Consider the following 21,234-nt stretch of genomic DNA (forward strand, 5'->3'; position numbering starts at 1 on the left):
GTCGGGTTTCAATCCTTCGGACCCCGGGGCGCTCACCATCTCGCGCCCGTCGCTACCCGGAGCTCCTCCTCCCATGAGGTCGGCGTTCGCGGGCTTCGAATCTCTCCTGTGAATCAACGGAGAGGGTGAGATTCGAACTCACGCTAGGCCATTCGACCTACTACAGGTTTAGCAAACCCGCCCCTTCAGCCACTTGGGTACCTCTCCGTTTAGAGGCCTGAATTAAAGATAAAATAGTAATTGTCGCTTTATTTATACCAGATTTAATTGTTTTTGTCAATAATAAGAAACCACCGGAGGATAGTCCCCGGTGGTCAATTTAAACTCACCAGTCTGTCCGATATAAAAGAGAAACACTCCAATTTTATACTTTGCTTTCCTCCCTGGAGCTTGTCCAGGACTTCACCTGGTTCCTGCCGTGCTCTTTAACCCAGTATAGAGCCTTGTCTGCCCTTTCCACCATCTCCTCGGCACTTATATCCTTCTCATAAAGAGAAATCCCTATACTCAGGGTCAGTAGGAATTTACCATTAACTACTTTAAAGCGATGACTTTCCAGACTCTTCCTGATTCTTTCAGCCGTCCTAAGAGCCAAATTTTCATCTACTCCAGGCAAAATTATGGCGAATTCCTCTCCTCCATAACGAGCAACTGTATCAATGTCGCGAAGGTCTTTTTTAAGAATCTCAGCAACTTTCACTAAAGCTTTATCCCCCATGGGATGACCGTAAGTATCATTGAACTGTTTAAAATGGTCCAGATCCACCATTAAAAGAGCCAAAGATAAATTTTGCCGCTCAGCTCGAGAGATTTCCTTCTCCAGACATTGATAAAAGAACCAATGTACATAAAGGCCGGTCAAACCATCTATAATTATTTGATGATTGTAAGTAATATTGGCAACAATTATTGCCGCCTGGCTAGCAAGCGTTTCTATTATCCCCCGGTGTTCTCGTAGATAATTTCTTCTGTACCTCTTTGAATTTAAAAGAACCATTCCTACATTCCGATTTTTGTAAGTTAGGGGAACGAGTAAGAGAGAAGAGGGGCTGGCTGGTTTCTCCTTGAACAATAATAAATTCTCATACGTAGAATCTTGCAAAATCTCGGCTGCAGAGATGGGACTTGTAATTTTTGTTATTTCAGCAAAAACAGGGCCGTCTTTACTAAACCTGAAGTCCCTGGGGAGGTCGGGCTTAACATCTACACCGGTTCCTAAAATTAAGTCACCTGTTTTATCTTCAACTGTTAATAATGCCCCTGACTTTGCTTCCACTGTATCCAGGAAAGCCTTAAGAATAGTGTCCAGAATTTCTCCCTTATGCTCAGTAGTAGTGGCAGTCTTGCTAAGATTTTCCAGTAGCTTTAGATTCTTATCAGACGATTCCCGCTTTCTTAGAATCTGCGTCTTATATATAAAGAACAATCCAACAAGCATACTACCAAAAAGAAGAAAAAGCGTAATTTGTTTGCGCGTAACCAGATTTCTCTTTTCAGAAATTCCTAGAGGCAATTCTTTTGGTTCATCTAATTTCCCCTTAGCAACTTCTCTTTTAATTACTTCAATATCCTGAGCTATTTTGGTTATCTCCTGACTTATTAAATCCCGAGCTATCCTGGGTATTTCTCGGCTTACTGGCCTATCTGGCTCGCGTTTCTCCTCTTCACTTACAACTATACTTTTTACCTCTTCGATGCGACCGGTTTCATTTCTAATCTTTTGTATACAGCCTATTGCTTCCTGATTTCTTGGATTCAAATCTAAAACGTGCACAAGCTTGCTAATAGCAATTTCATAATTCTGCTCCTGGTACTCCTTAATAGCCTGATTGAGAAGTTCCTGCTCTTCTCTTCTCTTAAGTTCATTTCCTGTCATATTGACGTATTTTAGGGTTAATTTATTTTGTGGATTCAACTCCAGCGCTTCCAGAAAATTTTTTAGCGCAAGCTCATACTCTTCTGCCCTAAAATACTTGACACCTTCTTCGAAATAGTATTTCTCTCCTTCTGTTTCCAGCATTTCCAGACGCGCAGACTGAATAGCCAGTGAGAGAAACACTAACATAAATAGAAAGATATTACCCAATACTTTCATTATTCCTCCCTTCTTCGAGATTCTTTTTTATAGTCCGCTCTAATCGGGCCGGCTGGAGCCATTCTGTATCTTTCGCCTCTCGGCAAATCTGAAAGGTTTTCTCGGTGATCTCTTTCGGCATCAACTGTGGAGAGATTCGCTGTCTATTAGGGTAGGGTATGTCCTTTTCTGGCTTTGCACTTCTTTGATCACTTTAACCAATTTCTCTACGTCCAAGAAAGGCTTATATAAACAGGTGTAGGCTCCCTTCTTTAATAAATCTCCTACAAGGCTCAGTGAAGAATAGTCAATCATCATTACCACTTCTATACCTGGTTTAATCTTTTTGACTGTCTCCAGGATTTCTATACCCTCCACTCCTGCCCTCCCTGTATCCAGAAGCACAACATCAAAATCATTCTCCTGAACCATCTCAATTGTTTCATCTCCATCTTTAGCCACTAAAACCCGGTACCTTCTTTCTGCCAACATGTTCCTCAAAGCCCCCCGGTCTTGCGCATTATAATCAACTATCAACACTGAGGGGGCTTCGAGGATAGACTCAACAGTGTGGACAAGCTCTTTCACATTGAAGGGTTTATTCACTACAACTTCTACTTCTGAGTCCGGAATCTCCGTCATTTCTTTTTTCTCGCCCGTAGAATTCACTATTATTACCGCCATGGACGGGCAGAGCCTTTTCATTACTTTAAAATCCCATACGCCACTTACTCCGGGTATTTGCCAAGGCGTAAGCAAGACATCGAAATTTTTCCTCTTTAAAAGCCAAATTGCCTTGTCTCCATCTTCTACTATACTCACATTATAGCCTTTCCTCTCAAAAATTTCCCTGAGAGGTTCCATAAGATCGATTCTACCGTCTACGATAAGGATGTTTGTGTTCTTCATTCTCCTCCTCTCAACCAGTATTCCTCCAGAAGAAGACGATTTGCTTCTTTCATCATACTTATTGTCTTCTTATCTTCAGGATTTAACAATAGAATTTCACTGAATTTTCCAATTGCCTGGATATACTGTTTCTGCTCCAAGTACCCCATACCCTCTTCGTGAAGGGTGGCGATTAGAGAAGCAATCCTTGCCTCCTCTTCTTTTTCAATCATAACCTTCTCTTTTTCCCGCTCTGCTTCCGGTTCCCCAAAATAGAGCCCAATGCTAAACTGATGCGTGTCACCCAAAATCTTGTGCGGTGTGTAAGCGTAATCTAACCGCAAATTATTCCGCTTTAAGCCCAAACCAAATCTTACCCTATCCTTTATGTCGGGATCAAATTTGCCTCCAATTCTCACCGCAAGATAGTTTGTAATCCAGCTTTCAGCACCTAAACCAAGATAGACACTCTCATTGTTCAATTTGTTAAAGTCTAAAGTCAAAGTCAGTGGATTGCTAGGGAACAATTTATAAGCCAGTCCAAACCTGAAATTTAAAGGCAAACTCGCAGATTCTCTAATGAATTTTATTCTTGTGCCGATATTCTGGATATTGATGCCCACATTTAAATTGTCCACCCCGGTTTTGTAAAGGGCGCCCAGGTCGAGGGCAAGGGCATTGGCAACCTCGTCATCCAGTTTCTCCCTGATAAACTTAAAACTCAATCCCCCTGACAGCCCTTTGATTAATTTTCTACCATAAGAAAAGGCCAAAGCGAGATCATACGCGCTAACATCACCAGTAAGGATTCCTCCATCGTCACTGCCCTCGATATCTCCACCCCCTAAATAATAAATACTAAGAGCAAGAACCGAGTCGTTAATTGGATGGCTATAACCAAAAAAATGATACCCAATATCTTCGAACCATCTGTTATACATAAAGCCGACTTCTGGTCGCTCTATTTGTACAAGGCCGGCTGGATTCCAGTAAATTGCACTAATATCATCAGCCAGCGCTACATAGGCTTCACCCATGGCAAGGGGGCGGGCTCCTACTCCTATTTTAAGGAAGTCTAATCCCGTAGTAGAAGCAACGGATGGACACCGTTGCCCAATCAAAAACAGTACTAGAATGAGACTTAAAGTTACAATTTTTTTCATTGCCGTTTTTCAGTTTCTCATCTGATAATTACTACTTTTCCCGTCTGGTTCCCCTTATCACTCTCAATGCGATAGAGATAGAACCCACTGGATACTTTATTCCCTTCACTATCTTTTACGTTCCACTTTGCTTCCCCGGCCTCTTCTTCAAGAGTTGCCATTATCCTACCTTCAATATGAAATATTTTCACCGACGCACCTGAGGGAAGGTTAGTAAATGTGATTTCAGTGTGACCCTCGCTCGGTTTAAAAGGATTAGGATAAACCTTGATAGAAGATGAAACCGGCTCGGGCTCAGGACAAATCCCTTCTGTCTCGTAAGATATTACCAATTGGGGACGGTAGGATTCCCACTCCAATTCACTGGAAAGAAACCAAACTGCCTCATTGTCACAATTATGCTCCTTAAGCAAAAACCCGAAGTTAACGTATTTCCCTTCCAACCAATCCTTTATTGTGCGCGTCACATCCCAGGAAACCCACCCGTAGGCTCTGCCGATAAAAGATTTTGCACTCTCTAATTCCGAATCGAAGTCGCCCCCCGCCGTCCTCCAATTGCGCTTCTCTATACTCTGGTTCCAGGTTACTTCTTTGTCATTCCAGAAACCCGTAATTTTATGTACATAAATCACTCTCTTCTCATCGAAATAGTAGTCCTCTGCCAGACAGAGTTGTAATTCCGCCGAGGAAATAATTGCATCAGGAGGAATGGACGTCAGATCGAACCGAATAAGGATGCGTTTGGTATCTCGCTGCCCGACACCTATATTTTCCTTGCTTCCAAAGTTCTTCATCTCGTCTCCAAGACCTTTGGAAATATGACTGTCTCGTGACTTCTCCGGCCCTGGCTGAATGGTCTGTTTCTTAGCATACGAGTAGGTAGAACTGCAAAATATTACCAGGGCACAGAATACTAATAAAGACAGTAACTTTTTTTTCTTCCCCATAAAATTAACCACTTTCTTCCTCAAAAAAAACCGATTTCTCTATCCAGCCCTACCGGATAGCAAAATCGGTTCCTAAGAAACTCTTCGGCAGCTCGGCTGGCATCCAAGTCCCGTGGCTTTGTGTCCCCCGATTTTTCCCCGATTATTCGGGAGTTACCTTTTCGGAGTTTCCGATATATTTACTAAAACTTCTTGAAATGCAAAATCCTAATCTTGAACCCTCTCCCTGCCGCCGTAAAGAGGATAATCGGAAAGACCTTTACCGTTTAGATATTCCTCAATGCCGGCGCAGGTTAAGCAGATATAATATCCGTCCATTTTCTTTACAAAATCTTTGGAAAATTTACCCGTGCATCTCTTGCAATAGAAAAGTTTTCTTTTTTTGTTCTTCTTCATTTTTTACCTTAATTCAAACCCCCGCGGGAAGGCGAGGATTAGGGTAAAGGTTAAAGGGAAAATGTAGAATACCTTCTACCTACTATAATTTTACTGGAATTCTTCTTTTTTACAATGGGTCGACCGTATAATTTTCTGAGATTTTTTGTCAAAAAAAAGACCCATTAAAAAATGGGTCTTTGAGGTAAACTTATGGAATATTACTTATAGGAATAGAACAGAATTTTTTAGTGCCTGCTGATGTAGCCCCTATTCAGTCCTTCCACCACTGCCTGTGCGCGGTTTTTCGCTCCCAGTTTTCTATAAATATGGTTAAGGTGGTTTTTGACCGTCTTTTCACTCACTGAGAACTTCTTTGCAATCTCTTTATTAGTTTTCCCAAAAGCCACTAACTTGAGGACTTTTACTTCTTTCTTTGTTAGATTGAGGCGTTTTGTCCCACTCAAAAAATCTGGCTTCCTTATGCCTTTTAGTAGTTTATGCTCTATGCAGGATGGAATTGAAACCCCCTCTCTAAATACAGAACGGATGGTCTCTATCAATTCACCAGAGGGATAAGTCTTTATTACGTAGCCAGAAGCACCTGCCTGAAATGATTCGGTAATATGTGCTGCGTCCTCGTACATAGATAGCATGATAACGTGAACCTTTCTACATCTCTTTTTAATCTGGCGCGTCATCCTTATCCCATTTGGACCAGGCAAGCTGATATCCATCAAAATCACATCTGGCTTCAATCTATCTGCCAATCCCAGGGCCTCGACACCATCTCTGGCTTCTCCAACTATCTTTATATCTTCATTAAGTTCCAATATACTTCGCAAACCTTCCCGGAAAAGTGCATGGTCGTCTGCTACGAGAATTCTAATTGTTTTCTTCGAGTTAACTTTACCCATCCTATTCCTCAAGCGGAATTTTTACCTTTATCTTGGTCCCTTGTCCCTTTTCAGTTTTAACAGTAAAGGCCCCTCCCAAAAGTTTTGCTTGCTCTTCCATTCCTATTAGTCCAAAATTCTTGGCATATTTACTCTGAGTTAAGGCTCTGTTTAAATCAAATCCTTTCCCATCATCTTCTATAATAAGATGGAGATTTCTATTCTTATCAGTTCTTAATCTCAAATCTACATTCTTTGCCATAGCGTGTTTCTTTATATTGTTCATTGCCTCTCGGATAATTCGATAGGTGCCTACCTGTATCTTCATGGGGAGACTCTCTTCCACTTTAAGATTTAAAGTAGCTGCAATCCCTGTCTTTCTGCGAAACTCTTCCAAATACTTTCTCAGGACAGTAACAAAGCCTGTTCTGTGAAATTTCGGGAGCCGCAAATCAAATATGACATGTCGTGTCGCCTTAATACCTTTTGCCAGCATCTTCCTTAGTGCCAATAGTTCCTTCTTTACCTTTTTTGGATTACCATCCAGAAGTCTCTCACAAAAGTCAATCTTCAAAAGTGAACTAGCTAAAGTCTGGGCTAAACCATCGTGAATCTCCTGAGCCAATCTGTTCCTCTCCTCTGTAACTGTAACTCCCTTGTACAGCTCGACCAGTTGCTCGGTTCTCTCCTCTACTTCTTTCTCCAGTTCTATTGTATGTTCTTTCAATTTCTCTTCTGATTTCTTTTTTTCCGTAATATCGGAGATAATTGCGACGGCTCCATTAAATTTCCCCTCGTTGTTCATAAGAGGAACACTACAGACCGAGAAGAACATGTCTTCCCCTCCCTTTGTCTTGCCTGTTAAAATATAATGTGATGATTTACCCTTAGTTCTCTTTTTGAATTCACTTTCTATTGTCTCTTTACCTACCCTTCCAAAAAAAGAGCGAATATCCTTACCCAAAAGCTCATCCCTCCTGTAACCCGAGCTCTGGTATAACTTATCATTCATAGAAGTTATCGTCATATTTTCATCGAGAATGCATACACCTTCACCCATATTTTCAAAAAACATTCTATATTTCCCTTCCAATTCTTCTGCCTGGTCAACTTTATCCACCATTTTTTATTCCTTTCTTAATCAAGTCTGTAACTATCAGAGCCTTCCTGAAGAAAAAAATTAGTTCCTTTTTTTGTATGTAATTTTACTATAAATCCCCCATTTTTACAATAGGTCTAACGAATAATCTTATAAAATTTTTTGACAAAAAAAAGACCCATTTTTTAATGGGTCTTTTAGGTAAATAACTCGAAGATTACATACAAAAAGAGAACAAAAATATTTTAATCCTTGCTAATGTAATCTCTCCTTAGCCCTTCTACCACTGCCTGTGCGCGGTTTTTCACCCCCATTTTTCTATAGACATGATTAAGGTGGTTTTTAACCGTCTTTTCACTCACGAAGAGCTTCTTGGCAATCTCTTTATTAGTTTTCCCGGAAGCCACTAACTTGAGGATTTTTACCTCTTTCTTTGTTAGATGGACATTTTCTGTCCCGCTCAAAAAATCTGGCTTCCTTATACCCTTTAGTAGTTTATGCTCTATAAGGGGTGGGATGGAAACCCCTTCTCTAAATACAGAACGGATAGTCTGTATTAATTCACCAGAGGGACTGGTCTTTATTACGTAGCCAGAAGCGCCTGCCTGAAATGAGTCGGTAATATGTGCCGTGTCCTCATACATAGACAGCATAATAACGTAAACCTTTCGATATCTCTTCTTAATCTGGCGCGTAATCCTTATCCCATTTGGACCAGGCAGGCTGATATCCATGAGAATCACATCCGGCTTCACTCTCTTTGCCAACTCGAAGGTTTCCGCGCCATCCTTGGCTTCTCCAACTATCTTTATATCTTCCTCAAATTCCATTACTCTTCGCAAACCTTCCCGGAAAAGTGCGTGGTCATCTGCTATGACAATTCTAATTATTTTCTTCAGGTTAACTTTACCCATCCTATCCCCCAAGCGGAATTTTTACCTTTATCTCGACTCCTTGTCCCTTTTCAGTTTTAACAGTGAAAGCCCCTCCAAAAAGTTTCGCCTGCCTTTCCATCCCCTTTAGTCCAAAATGCCTGGCATATTTTTTCTTATTCAAGGCTTTCTTTAAGTCGAATCCTTTCCCATCATCTTTAATGATAACGTGAAGATTCTCGTGCTTATCAGTTCTTAATCTCGCATCCACATTCTTTGCCATAGCGTGTTTTCTTACATTATTCATCGCCTCTCGAATAATTCTATAGGCACCTACCTGTATATTTGTGGAGAGACTCCTCTCCAGTTTAATATTTAAGTTACATATAATCCCTGTCTTTTTGCAAAACTCTTTAAAATACTGTCTGAGAACCGTGGCAAAGCCCGTTCTGTGAAAGTTCGGTAGCTGCAAACCAAATACGATATCCCGGTTCAACTTAATGCTTTTCCTAAGCATCTTTCGCAATTCCCCTAGCTCTGCCCTTACCTTTTCCGGATCTTTGTCCAGAACTTTCTCACAAATCTCAATCTTCAAAAGGGCAGTTGCCAGGTCCTGAGAGCAAAAATCGTGAATCTCCCGCGCCAATCTATTCCTTTCTTCTGTAACTCCCACTCCCTTATACAGATCGACGAGTAACTTGGTTCTCTTATTTATTTCTTTCTCCAGCTCTAGTGTGCGTTCTCTTAACTTATCCTCTAATTCTTTCCTTTCTGTAAAATCGGAAATAATTGCGATAGTCCCATCAAATTTCCCTTTTTTGTCAAAACGAGGAGCACCACTAACGGATAGGACTATTTCTTTCCCTTTCTTTGTTCTAACCTTTACAGTATAACGCGAAGAGTAACCCTCCATCCTTTTTTTCAACTCCTTTCTTACTCTATCTTTACTCTTACCTATAAGAAAGGGGACAACATTCTTACCCAGAATTTCATTCTTCCTGTAACCTGTAATTTCACAGACTTTACGATTAACAAAAATTGGCACCATCTTCTTATTAGTAACGCACAAACCTTCTCCCATATTTTCAACGGAAACTCTATATTCCTTCAATTCTTGTAATTGATCCTTCTTATCCACAACTTTTTCTCCTGATAAACCGGAAATTTTGAAGGAATGGCCACTGCACTAATTATTCTTTTTACGCAAAATTTATGTTACCACAACTAATCAATAATGTCAACTACAAATCGTCGCTACCCTGAGCTCCTTATTCGTCGCTCCAGCGACCCTTCGCTACTCCTCCCATGGGTCGGCGTTCGCGGGCTTCGGTCCTTCGGACCCCGGGGCGCTCACCGTCTCGCGCCCGTCGCTAACACGTCCCGATTTATTCATCGGGACAGCGACCCCTCCTGTGAATCATACGGAAGGGGTGAGATTCGAACTCACGTTCCGATTACTCGGAAACTGGTTTTCAAGACCAGCGCCATCAACCGCTCGGCCACCCTTCCACTTACTCCTTCTTCTTCTCCTCTGATTCTGAGGGTTTGAATCCTTTTCTTTCCCATCTATTCTTCTTTTTTTGCCACCCAGTAATTCTCCAGTCGACATGTCTTATATCACGCAGAGCCAGTATTTCCCTCTCCACCTTCCTCAGTTGACTGGAGACTGCTAATTCATTATGTCCGTCTACTTTATCTCCCATAAATGCCAAATATCCTTTAATACAAACTGTATCCTTTACCGTATTCACTAACAGTCCAGGCACGTTAACCCAGTTCCTGCTTAATATTATCTTCACTTTACTATTAACTTTCCATGATTCCATGCCCATTTTTAATCTCTATCAATTATCTCCAATCCATTCATATGGGGCTGGAGAACTTTGGGAATAATTACTGTTCCCTTCTCAGTTTGATTATTTTCTAAAATGGCGGCAAAGGTTCTACCAATGGCCAGCCCGGAACCATTCAATGTATGGACATATTCCAGTGTTCCCGTTTTTTCCTTCTTATGCTTAATATTTATTCTCCTCGCCTGGAAATCTGTAAAGTTACTGCAAGAGGAGACTTCCCGCCACCTGTTTTCACCAGGCATCCACACTTCCAGGTCGTAAGTCTTGGCTGCCCCGAACCCCAAATCGCCTGTGCAAAGAGCTACAACCTGATAAGGAATCTCCAATAATTCTAAGACCTTCTCAGCATCAGAGACCAGAGTCTCCAATTCCCCATAAGAATCTTCGGGCCTGGTGAACTTTACCAGTTCCACCTTGTTAAACTGGTGATTCCTGATTAATCCTTTGGTGTCCTTTCCATAAGAACCGGCTTCTCTACGAAAACATGGTGTATAAGCCACATAATTCAAAGGCAAGTCTTTCTCCTTCAGAATTTGATTCTTGTGCAGATTGGTCAGAGGCACTTCGCCAGTGGGAATCAAATAGAGGTCATCGTCTTTGCACTTGTAAAGTTCTATGGAAAACTTGGGCAACTGCCCTGTGCCCATCATGCTCTCACCAGTGACCATAAAGGGCGGCAATATTTCCTTATATCCTCCTTTAATATGTAAATCGAGCATGAAGTTAATCAGTGCCCTTTCCAGCCTCGCTCCCTTTCCTTTGAGGAGGGCAAACCTGGTACCGGAAATCCTGGAGGCAAGGGGAAAATCGAGGATTCCCAAACTCTCCCCCACCTCCCAATGTTCACGAGGCTCAAAATTGAACTTCTTCTTCTGTGGTTTCCCTTCTCTCACAACCTTATTATCCTTAGGTGTCTTCCCCACAGGCACAGATTCGTGGGGCAGGTTGGGAATCATCAACAGATGTCTTGTTGTCTTCTCCTGAAGTTCTTTTAACTTATCATCTAACTCTCTTATACGCTCAGAGACTTTCTGCATCTCCCCAATCGATTCTTTAATTTCCTTGCCTTCCCTCTTTAATTTCCCTATCTCTTCCGAAGCCTTATTCCTTCTATATTTCAAATCTTCCACTTCAACTAAAATTTTCCTCCGCTCTCCATCCAACTGGAGAAGTTCATCGAGAGAAATCTTCTCTCCCTTGTCTTTTAAACCCTTGTTGACTTTTTTTATATTTTCCCTGATAAATTTCAAATCGAGCATCTTATCCTTTCATCACCCCGATTGGTCTCATCCTGGCTACTTTCTTAGAAATACCTGCATTGTGGCAGACATCCACTACTTCATCAACGTCCTTATAGGCTTGAGGCGCTTCCTCTGCCAATGTCTTGTATCCCTTTGCCTGAATAACGATTCCTTTCTCTCCTAACTCCCTCTGTAACTGTTCGCCGCTAATCGTATGCAAAGCTTTTGTTCTGGACATCGCTCTCCCCGCACCATGGCAGGTGCTTCCCCATGTCTCTTCCATAGCTCTTGTGGTGCCCACAAGGACATAGGAGGCAGAACCCATTGTCCCTGGGATAAGCACTGGCTGCCCTACACCTTTATAATCCTCGGGCACATCAGGATGTCCTGCGGGAAAGGCTCTGGTTGCGCCCTTTCTATGAATACAAAGAGTTGTCTTTTTTCCCTCTACCGGGTGTTCTTCAATCTTTCCGATATTGTGCGCTACATCGTATATAAGCACCATTCCCAGGTCTTTAGGACTTATCTTAAGCACCCTTTCGAAGGTCTCTCTTGTCCAATGCATTATGCACTGCCTGTTTGCCCAGGCGTAATTAGCTGCGCATCTCATTGCTTTCAGGTAGTTTTGACCTTCCTCTGACTTTACTGGCGCACAGGCCAGTTGTCGGTCGGGAAGACTGATGTTATATTTTCTTACAGCATTTCCCATTAGCCTGAGGTAGTCATCACAAATCTGATAACCGAGCCCCCTTGAGCCGGTATGAATCATCACTGTAATCTGTCCAGGAAATATACCGAAAACTTTAGCTACCTCTTCGTCGTATATCTCCTCTACAATCTGAATCTCCAGGAAATGGTTTCCTGCTCCCAATGTGCCCAGCTGCGGCCTTCCCCTTTCTAAAGCTCTCTGTCCCACCTTGGTAGCATCAGCACCCTCCATGGAGCCCTTCTCTTCGGTATGTAGAGCATCTTCGGGAAGTCCATAACCCTTCTTTATTGCCCACTGGCTACCTTTCTCCAGAACCTCCATTACCTCCTGAGAGGAGATTTTTATTCTTCCCTTAGAACCCACTCCTGAAGGAATGGCTACGAACAATGCAGAAATTAACTCGTGAAGTTTAGGACGAACATCCTTTTCCTTCAAATTTGTTCTAAGAAGCCTTACCCCACAATTAGAAACGACAAAATTATTGGCGATAAAGTTGTGATGGGGATGGGCAACTGTGAAATCGTATACATAACCATCAAAATCTACTTCTTCGATACTTTCAATTTCATCCCAGACCATACCCGATTCTTCCAAACCTTCTGTTGCCTTCTCTAAAAACTGGTCAAACTTGGGAGAATTCGTGGGCACTCTATGCTCAATATTTCTCTCCTCATAAATTGAACGCTCCACAAAACGAAAGTTGACAGAAGAAGAATCGAAGCCACTAAAAATATCCCGGGCAGACATTGCCTTTACTAATTCCTTCTGCTTTACTTTACTTGCCATCTCTTTCCGCTCTGCAATAACTAATTGTTTCCATTTCAGATATTGCACGGCAACATTGGCAAGCCCTTTCCGCTTTTTATTATATTCGAAGCCTATTCTGGTAAAGAGATTAATCATATTCTGCGGACGCCCTGACAATATCAGTCTCAAGCGAAATGTATTTGCATTCTCTTTTCTTTGACTGATTTTGAGAGTAGTTACACCAAAATCGTTCAGTAACTTACTCATCTCTTTAAAAAATACAATTCCATTTTCCACAAACTCTTCCTTCTTATTCATAGAAACCACTGGACAATAAAAATTATGCCCATGTCCTGTCATTGTTTTAGGAGTATTCATTTCTGCGCCAAAGAAAGATGCTAAGAATAGTCTCTTCTGCCATAATGGTGTTTTAAATAGCCATCGGGGAATATGGTATTCCTGTCTTGCCTTATTTCCCAGAGGCACGCCCAGAGCAACCAGTAGAATGGCTAAACTGCTCGATCTGACCATACACATAGTCTCCATTGTCTCAAATTCATAAACCGAATAACTTGTCTTAATTTTCTGCTTTCTCTTTCTGGAATATATCCTTGAACATCTATAACCAATACTGGCTATATCTCTCCTTATCGTTTCCAGGTCTTCTGTCTTGCCCCAGAACCCAGTAATTCCCTTGCCTCTCTTTCTAACAAAATGGATACTCCCATCGCCAAATACATAGCCCATTACTTTCAAAATATAGGGAAGTTGTGGAGAGCTAAATCTTAAAGGCAGAAGTCCTCTTTTCTTCAAGTGGATAATAATCTGTTCCAAGCCATGTCCCCGGGAATCTTTTTCCAGAGTTAGAAGAATCTTTCTTATATCCTTTTCCTCAATAATAATTTCGTCACTGGGCTTCTCATAAGGGACGCCTTCGAAGGGATAGATTGCTACTTCACTACCTTTAGACAAATTCTTAAGTTCTACCATACCATCTCTGGTATAAAAAGGATGGTCTTCTGTAGCAGTAATTTTCTTGCCTATCTTTGTAGTTATCTTAAGAACTCTATTATCAGGTTTTCGTTTCAGGAAATTTACTATTCCAGTATTGGTAAACTTCCCCGAGTTAAAATCGAAACATCCGATTTTCTCGTCGGTCCACATTCTTTCAAATTCTTCTATTTTCAGACGATATCCTAAATTATGCAGAATTAAACTATCTCCAGAAATGCAATTCAAGTCATAACCAACACCTCCTGGGGAGATTACACCTCCGGCTTCGATATCCATAGCTGCCACTCCACCGATGGGAAACCCATAGCCCCAGTGGATATCGGGCATAGCCATAGATTTGCCCACAATTCCCGGAAGATAGGCTACATTGGCTACCTGGACAGGTGTTCTATCCATCCTGAGGTGCTGGAGCATCTTCTCACTGGTATATATCAATCCCGGCACCCTCATCCCTTCTTTCTTAGGGAGTAGCCACCTGTAGTCATCAATCTTCTTAAATGTCCCTTTCCACTCTTCTGCCATAATATTATCCTTCAATGAATACACAACCCTGCGCCCAGTTTGCTGGGCGTGTGGGTTATTTGCGCAAATTAAATATCGAATATTATCTCTGCCTGAAAAACTCCTTCAGGGAGAGTAGAATTTGAAATTTTCAGTCGGTGGTAAGTAGCAGCCTTAAACTCTGTCTCTATCTGGTGTCTGGTGATATCGAGTTCTTCTCCGAATATCTTTGCCTTAAGATGTTTCTCATCTATCTTGGAGACCTCAAATTTGGAGAAGAGCATGCTCTGGGAAGCAGAAAGATAGATTATCTCATTCAGCCAGGAGACCAGAAGCTCTTCTTTATTCTCTGCCTCTAACGAGATATCCTCTGAATCCTTAGGGTTCACTTTCTTTAAATCTGTAATCAAACTTGCCATCCCATAGGCTGCATTTATAAATAGCTCGGCCAAATCCTTACCGTATGCTTTAATCCCCATATCTGCGGTATGCTCAATTACTTCAAACTTCTTCACCCTTTCTCCTCGTTCTCTTTAACCACGCTGGCAATGGCCACCAATCTGTCTCCTTCCTCAAGTCTGATTAGCCTCACCCCTTTGGTACTCCTGCCTATGCGTCGAATACCTTTTACGGCTTGACGTATAAATAGACCGTGCGAGGTAACTAACACTATATCGTCGCTATCAGTGACACTTTTTATTCCCACTACTTCACCGTTTCTTTGGTCGGTTATTATGTTAATTACACCCTTACCCCCTCGTGCCTGTAATCTATATTTGTCCACATGAGTCCTCTTTCCATAACCTTTGGATGTGGCAGTTAAGAGTGCATCACCTTTCTTCATTATCTCCATCCCCACCACTCCATCTCCTTTACCCAGCCTTATACCTCTTACTCCCTGTCCCGCACGACCAATGGAACGCATCTCCTCTTCGGAAAAACGGATGGACTTCCCTTTTCCTGTGCCGATAATTACCTCTTCTTTACCAGTAGTAAGCTTGACATCAATAAGACTATCTTTTTTACCCAGTTTTATAGCTATAATACCGCCTTTCCTGGGATTCGAATATTCCTTCAAAGAGGTCATCTTTATCACTCCATTACAAGTTGCCATCAGAAGATATTTCTCTTTCTCTTTGGCGAAGTCTCTTACTGATACCATCGCTGTAATTGATTCTCCAATAGAAGATAGCCTAATCAGATTTACAATAGCCTTTCCTTTGGCAGTGCGACTTGCCTCGGGAATCTCATAAACTTTCAACCAGTAGACTTTACCCAGATTAGTGAAAAATAGCATATAGCTATGCGTTGTGGTAATAAATATGTCCTCTATAAAATCTTCTTCCCTGGTCGCCATTCCCGTAATTCCTCTGCCTCCTCTTCTCTGAGCACGATATGTAGAAACAGGGAGCCTTTTGACATAGCCAGCGTGGGAGATAGTAACCACTGCATCCTCTTCGGGAATCAAGTCTTCTATATCCATTTCTATGGCCTGAGCCTTAATCTTGGTTCTCCGTTTTTCTCCGTATTTTTCCTTTACGCTTATTAATTCTTTCCTGATAATCTCCAGAACCTTTTGGGGAGTAGCAAGAATCGCTTTGAACTGCTCTATGTTTTTAATCAATTCTACATACTCTTCTAATAGCTTGTCCCGCTCTAAGCCGGTTAATTGGTGCAACCTCATATCCAGAATCGCCTGGGCCTGGGCTTTAGTGAATTTGAAATTTTCCATTAAGGACTCTCTCGCCTTATCTACATCTTTCGATTTTTCTATAATATTAATTACCTTATCTATATTTTCCACCGCCTTCTTTAACCCTTCCAGAATGTGAGCTCGCTGTTCGGCCTTCTCCAACTCAAACTTTGTGCGCCGGGTAACGATCTCCTTTCGATATTCGAGATAATGGGAGAGCACTTCTTTGAGATTCAGTATTCGGGGAACATTATTTACCAAGGCAAGAGTAATTACTCCAAAAGTAGTCGCCAGCTGTGTGTGATTGAATAACTGGTTAAGCACAATCTGCGCATTCGCTTCCCGCTTCAGTTCAATAACTATGCGCATCCCCATTCGGTCAGATTCGTCACGCAGGTTACTGATACTATCTATCTTCTTATCCCTTACCAAATTGGCTATTGTCTCCAGAAGCTGAGATTTATTTACCTGATAGGGAATCTCATTAACCACTATGGCTTGCCTGCCACTACCAATTTGTTCAATATCCGTATCGGCTCTCAACTTAATCGAACCCCTGCCTGTGAGATAGGCATCTTTTATCCCCTTCTTCCCGAATATTATCCCACCAGTAGGAAAGTCGGGTCCTTTAATTACTTTCATTAATTCTGTAATTTCAGTGTTGGGATTATCTATAAGTATTATTATTCCATCAATAACCTCTTCCAGGTTATGGGGTGGTATATTGGTGGCCATTCCTACGGCAATACCTGAAGAACCGTTGATCAGGAGGTTGGGAAGCCGAGCAGGTAGAACCACAGGCTCTTTTAAAGACTCATCAAAATTGGGGACGAAGTCGACTGTGTTTTTATTAATATCGGTAAGTATTTCTGAAGCAATGTTTGCCAGCCTTACCTCTGTGTAGCGCATCGCGGCCGCTGCATCGCCATCAACGCTACCAAAATTGCCCTGTCCATCAATGAGAGGATGCCTTAAGGAGAAATTCTGAGCCATTCTCACCATAGCATCATATACAGCCATATCTCCGTGAGGGTGGTACTTCCCCAGCACTTCCCCCACAACACGGGCACTCTTCTTATAAGGCTTATTGTGAAATAAACCAAGATCCTGCATAGCGTAGAGAATACGCCGGTGAACCGGTTTCAAACCATCCCTCACATCGGGAAGAGCTCTACCCACAATTACGCTCATGGCATAGTCTATATAAGAGTCTTTCATCTCGTCTTCTATGGTTCGCGGTATAATTTTTTCAGAAGATTCCATTATCTTTCCTTTAATTTCTCTTTAAGGAAGAGTTGATTTTGAGGAGTATTAGAATTTTAGCGAGGGAACGAGGGCAATATCTTTCCCTTCATCCCTCTTTCTAGGAAAAGTTAGTTCGCAAGGAGCTTTTAATTTCTTGCTTTACTAAATCTTTGCGAGCGAAACAATAAAAATTTCAATTGTTCGACCCCGATTTATCGGGGGAGTTTTTGAAATTTTAGTGTAGCGAGCAATAGATTTTGTTAGCAAGAAATTTCAGCGATGAGCAAACTAACTTTTCCTGTCTCTTTCCATTATATATCCAGGTTTCTCACTTCAGGAGCATAAGTTTGTATAAAATTTTTCCGTGGTTCGACCTTATCTCCCATAAGAGCGGTAAATATCCTATCCGCCTCTACCACATCTTCCAGTTGGACCTGAAGAAGAGTTCTCTTCTTGGGATCCATTGTCGTCTCCCATAATTGAATAGGATTCATCTCTCCCAACCCTTTATATCTCTGTATATTGATCCCTTTTTTTCCCAGATTCTTTACCACCTCCAGCAGCTCATCAAAACTGTGCACATTGAACTCTTCTCCATTACATCTTATTCTATTTATGACTTCCTTGCCACTCTCCTTGCCATACCGGGAAATGTCCAGACCTGTCTTTTCCAGGTTAGCTACAACCTCTTTTATCTTTTTCAACTCCCAGAGGTCCTTCACTTCCGGCCTTTCCTCCTCGCTGGGTGGAGCCTTCTCTTTATTCTTACTCTTCTCCTTCTCCGTAAGCTCTTTGCGGAAACTTTTCAACTCTTTCTCTGAATATAAGTACTTCTCCTTAAGCGAAACCCCCTTCCCCTTAGTCTCTATTACAGAATAAAGAGGAAGCCTGCCTGATTTATTGAGTTCTAAAAAATTTTCCCAGGTAATTCCTTTCTTTCCCGCTTTCTTAAGGAGCCTTTCCATCTCTATTAGTCCCTGGAGAATCTGTTTAATCTTTTCTTCTTCATATTTTAAGATTTCTTTGCCATCCTTTAATTTAAAAAGCCGGATACCTTGCATACCCTGGCGTAAAAGGTATCTATCCAGTTCATCATCCCCCCCTAAATACATCTCCTGTTTCCCTTTTTTTACCCTATAAAGGGGTGGTTGGGCTATGTATACATAACCATTCTCAATCAAAAGGCGCATCTGCCGATAGAAAAAGGTCAAAAGCAGAGTGCGGATATGTGCCCCATCAACGTCAGCATCAGTCATAAGAATGATCTTATGGTAGCGGGCTTTTGCCAGGGCAAACTCCTCTTCGCCAATGCCGCTTCCTACAGCAGCAATTATTGTCCGAATCTCCTCATTGGAGAGCACTTTATCTAACCGCGCCTTCTCCACATTTAGTATTTTCCCTTTTAAGGGAAGGATAGCCTGGAAAGCCCTATCCCTCCCCTGCTTTGCACTTCCTCCAGCAGAATCGCCTTCAACTATATATAATTCACACAATGAGGGGTCTCTCTCTATGCAATCGGCCAATTTCCCGGGCAGAGAAGCACTATCCAGTGCCCCTTTTCTCCTGGTCAGTTCACGCGCCTTTCTGGCGGCTTCCCTGGCTCGTGTTGCAGTGATCGATTTTTCTACAATCTTATTAGCAATAGAAGGATTCTCTTCCCAAAAAGCGCTCAGGTATTCGCCAACTATAGATTCGACAATTCCTTTCACCTCGGAATTACCCAGCCTGGTCTTGGTCTGACCTTCAAATTGCGGTTCAGGCACTTTCACGCTAATTACTGCCGTTAGCCCCTCACGCACATCCTCCCCGGAAAGCGACACCTGTTTGTCCTTCAGGGCAGCATTTCGCCTTATGTAGTCATTGATTACTCTGGTTAGAGAAGTCTTAAAGCCGATAAGATGGGTGCCACCTTCTTTAGTGTTGATATTATTAGCAAAGGTGAAGATGTTTTCGGTGTAACTATCATTATACTGCAGGGCAATCTCCGCGTTTACCCCTTCTTTTTCTCGAGAAAAGTAGATAGGCTTTTTATGAAGAACATTCTTATTAGCATTCAGGTAGTTTACGAAAGAGGTGATTCCTCCCTCGTAACAGAAAGAGTGCTGTTTGTCTTCCCGCTCATCATAAATATTTATAGTAGTGCCGGGATTCAAAAATGCCAGTTCACGCAAGCGGTGGGAGAGAATGTCGAAATTGAAAGTCACACTCTCTGTGAACACATTAGGGTCTGGTTTAAAAGTTATCTTGGTCCCTCGATCATCGGTTGGGCCTACAACCTTTAGATTGTAATCTGGTTTGCCTCGATGGTACAACTGTTTATAAATATTACCGTCTCGATAAACCTCCACCTCCAGCCATTCGGAAAGGGCATTTACCACTGAAATTCCCACCCCGTGGAGCCCGCCGGATGCTTTATATGCTTTCTTATCGAACTTCGCGCCAGCAAAGAGCTTAGTCATAATAACTTCTACAGCTGGCTTCTTCTCGCGGAGATGAATATCCACAGGAATGCCCCGGCCATCGTCCATAACACAGATACTATTATCTTGACGAATGGTAACATCAATATTTTTACAGTAGCCGGCTAAGACTTCATCGATGCTGTTATCTACAGCCTCCTCTACTAAATGGTGCAACCCCATAGGACCTGTTGTCCCTATATACATAGCCGGTCTCTTCTGAACCGACTCCAGACCCTCCAGAACCTGAATCTTATCAGCAGTATACTCGCTTTTTCCTGAGACCATCTTCCTACTGTTTACCTCCCAACCTCTCAAATCTTTGGCCTATAGCTCGAGCACTGATTCCCGATAAGTGGAAGGAACCATCCTCAAGTAATATCGCTGCTTTTGCCTTCTGTTTTAAACTGGAAAATTGTCCCCACTTCGCCTTTCGCATATCAATAATCATAACTATTTCCCTGATGTCAATTATTTGACCATTTCCAATGCATAAAAACAAGATAACCCCTTCCCCGATTCCATCGGGGTTCTCACCCGGGGCTCTCACCGTCTCGCGCCCGCGCCTTTCCCTCGCTACGCTCGGTCGTCGCTCCTTATTCGTCGCGACCGGCGCCCCTTGAGGGAAACCAGATTGTTTCACTCAAACTCCCTAATCCGCATCCCGATTGTTATCGGGATGCTTCAAGATAACCCCTTCGGGAATACTTCCAATTTCGATTTTTCCAATTTATTTTACCTTTTTTAATCGCTATTTGTCAAGAGAAAATGGACTATAGATAGAGAAAAAAGTTGGCAAAAGAAAACCCTCTAACATAATATGTCAGAGGGTTATATAAAAAATATCAACTCCGGGCAAAGAGTCAGTTTCTCTCGCCTCTAGAAATGGGCGAGTGTCCATAGCCCCTTAACACTGCTTCTACCCTTGCCGTTAACTCATCAGGGTCAAAAGGCTTAGTAATGTAATCGTCTGCTCCCTTATTTAGTCCAACAACCCTGTCTTTAACCGAACACTTAATGCTCAATATTATAATAGGAATAAAATTCGTGTGGTCGTCGGTCTTTAAAATCTTGCACGTGTCATAACCGTCTATGCCCGGAAGTATTATGTCTAGGATGATCAAGTCAGGCCTCACTTTAGACACTTCTCCCAATGCCTCTTCCCCGCTCTCCGCCGCATAGACCATATAGTCTTCTGCTTCCAGAATAGTCTTAACCAGATTTGTAAGATCTGGATCGTCGTCCACGATTAAAATCTTTGCTTTCATAGTCATCTTCTCCACACAATAGTAAATCCTGTCTTTCCCTATATTAAGTATAATTTATTAATGTTAAGTTTAGGTTAACAATTTGTAAAATTTTTGTAAACTTTATATGGCTTTCAGAAATGGTCATTTATGGGAAAACCGAGCAGGGCAAGATTGAATATTCACTCTTCCTCAACAAACTTATAACCCA

Annotated in this window: 17 protein-coding genes, 2 tRNA genes and 1 riboswitch; all 19 genes read right to left on the minus strand. The window is 42.0% G+C overall.

The window, feature by feature from the left end:
- Nucleotides 1-117: 117 nt before the first annotated feature.
- Nucleotides 118-207 (minus strand) — tRNA-Ser (locus tag VMW39_03355).
- A 157-nt stretch (nt 208-364) separates the two neighbouring features.
- Nucleotides 365-2,095 carry a diguanylate cyclase gene (locus VMW39_03360; protein HUW23049.1) on the minus strand — a complete coding sequence of 577 codons (1,731 nt, stop codon included), beginning with the start codon at nt 2,093-2,095 and terminating at the stop codon, nt 365-367.
- A gap of 120 nt (nt 2,096-2,215) precedes the next feature.
- A complete protein-coding gene (locus VMW39_03365) occupies nt 2,216-2,983 on the minus strand; it encodes a response regulator (GenBank protein HUW23050.1) in 768 nt (255 codons plus the stop codon).
- Entirely contained in the window at nt 2,980-4,125 is a 1,146-nt protein-coding gene (locus VMW39_03370; GenBank protein ID HUW23051.1) for a PorV/PorQ family protein, read from the minus strand. Before VMW39_03370 ends, VMW39_03365 begins: the two co-directional genes overlap by 4 nt.
- Nucleotides 4,126-4,142: 17 nt before the next feature.
- Nucleotides 4,143-5,072 (minus strand): DNRLRE domain-containing protein, encoded by a 930-nt coding sequence (locus tag VMW39_03375; protein ID HUW23052.1) that lies wholly within the window; start codon nt 5,070-5,072, stop codon nt 4,143-4,145.
- An 83-nt stretch (nt 5,073-5,155) separates the two neighbouring features.
- A riboswitch (cyclic di-GMP riboswitch) is annotated at nt 5,156-5,240 on the minus strand.
- Nucleotides 5,241-5,279: 39 nt separating this feature from the next.
- Complete coding sequence (locus VMW39_03380) at nt 5,280-5,468, minus strand: hypothetical protein (protein ID HUW23053.1); 189 nt, start codon at nt 5,466-5,468, stop codon at nt 5,280-5,282.
- A gap of 227 nt (nt 5,469-5,695) precedes the next feature.
- On the minus strand, nt 5,696-6,364 hold the full coding sequence (locus VMW39_03385) for a response regulator transcription factor (GenBank protein HUW23054.1): 669 nt from the start codon (nt 6,362-6,364) through the stop codon (nt 5,696-5,698).
- 1 nt (nt 6,365) lies between these two features.
- The gene (locus VMW39_03390; protein HUW23055.1) at nt 6,366-7,466 is read right to left on the minus strand and encodes a PAS domain S-box protein; all 1,101 of its coding nucleotides are present in this window, start codon (nt 7,464-7,466) and stop codon (nt 6,366-6,368) included.
- 221 nt (nt 7,467-7,687) lie between these two features.
- Nucleotides 7,688-8,356 (minus strand): response regulator transcription factor, encoded by a 669-nt coding sequence (locus VMW39_03395; protein HUW23056.1) that lies wholly within the window; start codon nt 8,354-8,356, stop codon nt 7,688-7,690.
- A gap of 1 nt (nt 8,357) precedes the next feature.
- Nucleotides 8,358-9,452: a PAS domain-containing sensor histidine kinase gene (locus VMW39_03400; GenBank protein HUW23057.1), complete on the minus strand. Its 1,095-nt coding sequence runs from the start codon at nt 9,450-9,452 to the stop codon at nt 8,358-8,360.
- 284 nt (nt 9,453-9,736) lie between these two features.
- A tRNA-Ser gene (locus VMW39_03405) sits at nt 9,737-9,823 on the minus strand.
- 2 nt (nt 9,824-9,825) lie between these two features.
- Nucleotides 9,826-10,146, minus strand: coding sequence for a hypothetical protein (locus VMW39_03410; protein ID HUW23058.1), 321 nt, complete (start codon nt 10,144-10,146; stop codon nt 9,826-9,828).
- Nucleotides 10,147-10,148: 2 nt separating this feature from the next.
- A complete protein-coding gene (serS, locus tag VMW39_03415; protein ID HUW23059.1) occupies nt 10,149-11,426 on the minus strand; it encodes a serine--tRNA ligase in 1,278 nt (425 codons plus the stop codon).
- Between the two features lies 1 nt (nt 11,427).
- Nucleotides 11,428-14,400 carry an intein-containing RctB family protein gene (locus VMW39_03420; GenBank protein HUW23060.1) on the minus strand — a complete coding sequence of 991 codons (2,973 nt, stop codon included), beginning with the start codon at nt 14,398-14,400 and terminating at the stop codon, nt 11,428-11,430.
- Nucleotides 14,401-14,468: 68 nt separating this feature from the next.
- A complete protein-coding gene (locus VMW39_03425; GenBank protein ID HUW23061.1) occupies nt 14,469-14,894 on the minus strand; it encodes an archease in 426 nt (141 codons plus the stop codon).
- Nucleotides 14,891-17,335 (minus strand): DNA gyrase subunit A, encoded by a 2,445-nt coding sequence (gyrA, locus tag VMW39_03430; GenBank protein ID HUW23062.1) that lies wholly within the window; start codon nt 17,333-17,335, stop codon nt 14,891-14,893. The genes VMW39_03425 and gyrA overlap by 4 nt, the downstream gene beginning before the upstream one ends.
- Nucleotides 17,336-17,628: 293 nt before the next feature.
- A complete protein-coding gene (gene gyrB / locus VMW39_03435) occupies nt 17,629-20,064 on the minus strand; it encodes a DNA topoisomerase (ATP-hydrolyzing) subunit B (GenBank protein HUW23063.1) in 2,436 nt (811 codons plus the stop codon).
- Between the two features lie 4 nt (nt 20,065-20,068).
- Nucleotides 20,069-20,419 carry a hypothetical protein gene (locus VMW39_03440; GenBank protein ID HUW23064.1) on the minus strand — a complete coding sequence of 117 codons (351 nt, stop codon included), beginning with the start codon at nt 20,417-20,419 and terminating at the stop codon, nt 20,069-20,071.
- Between the two features lie 220 nt (nt 20,420-20,639).
- Nucleotides 20,640-21,050: a response regulator gene (locus VMW39_03445; protein HUW23065.1), complete on the minus strand. Its 411-nt coding sequence runs from the start codon at nt 21,048-21,050 to the stop codon at nt 20,640-20,642.
- Nucleotides 21,051-21,234: the final 184 nt, after the last annotated feature.

The organism is bacterium, assembly GCA_035530055.1.
Taxonomy (GTDB): Bacteria; UBA6262; WVXT01; order WVXT01; family WVXT01; genus WVXT01.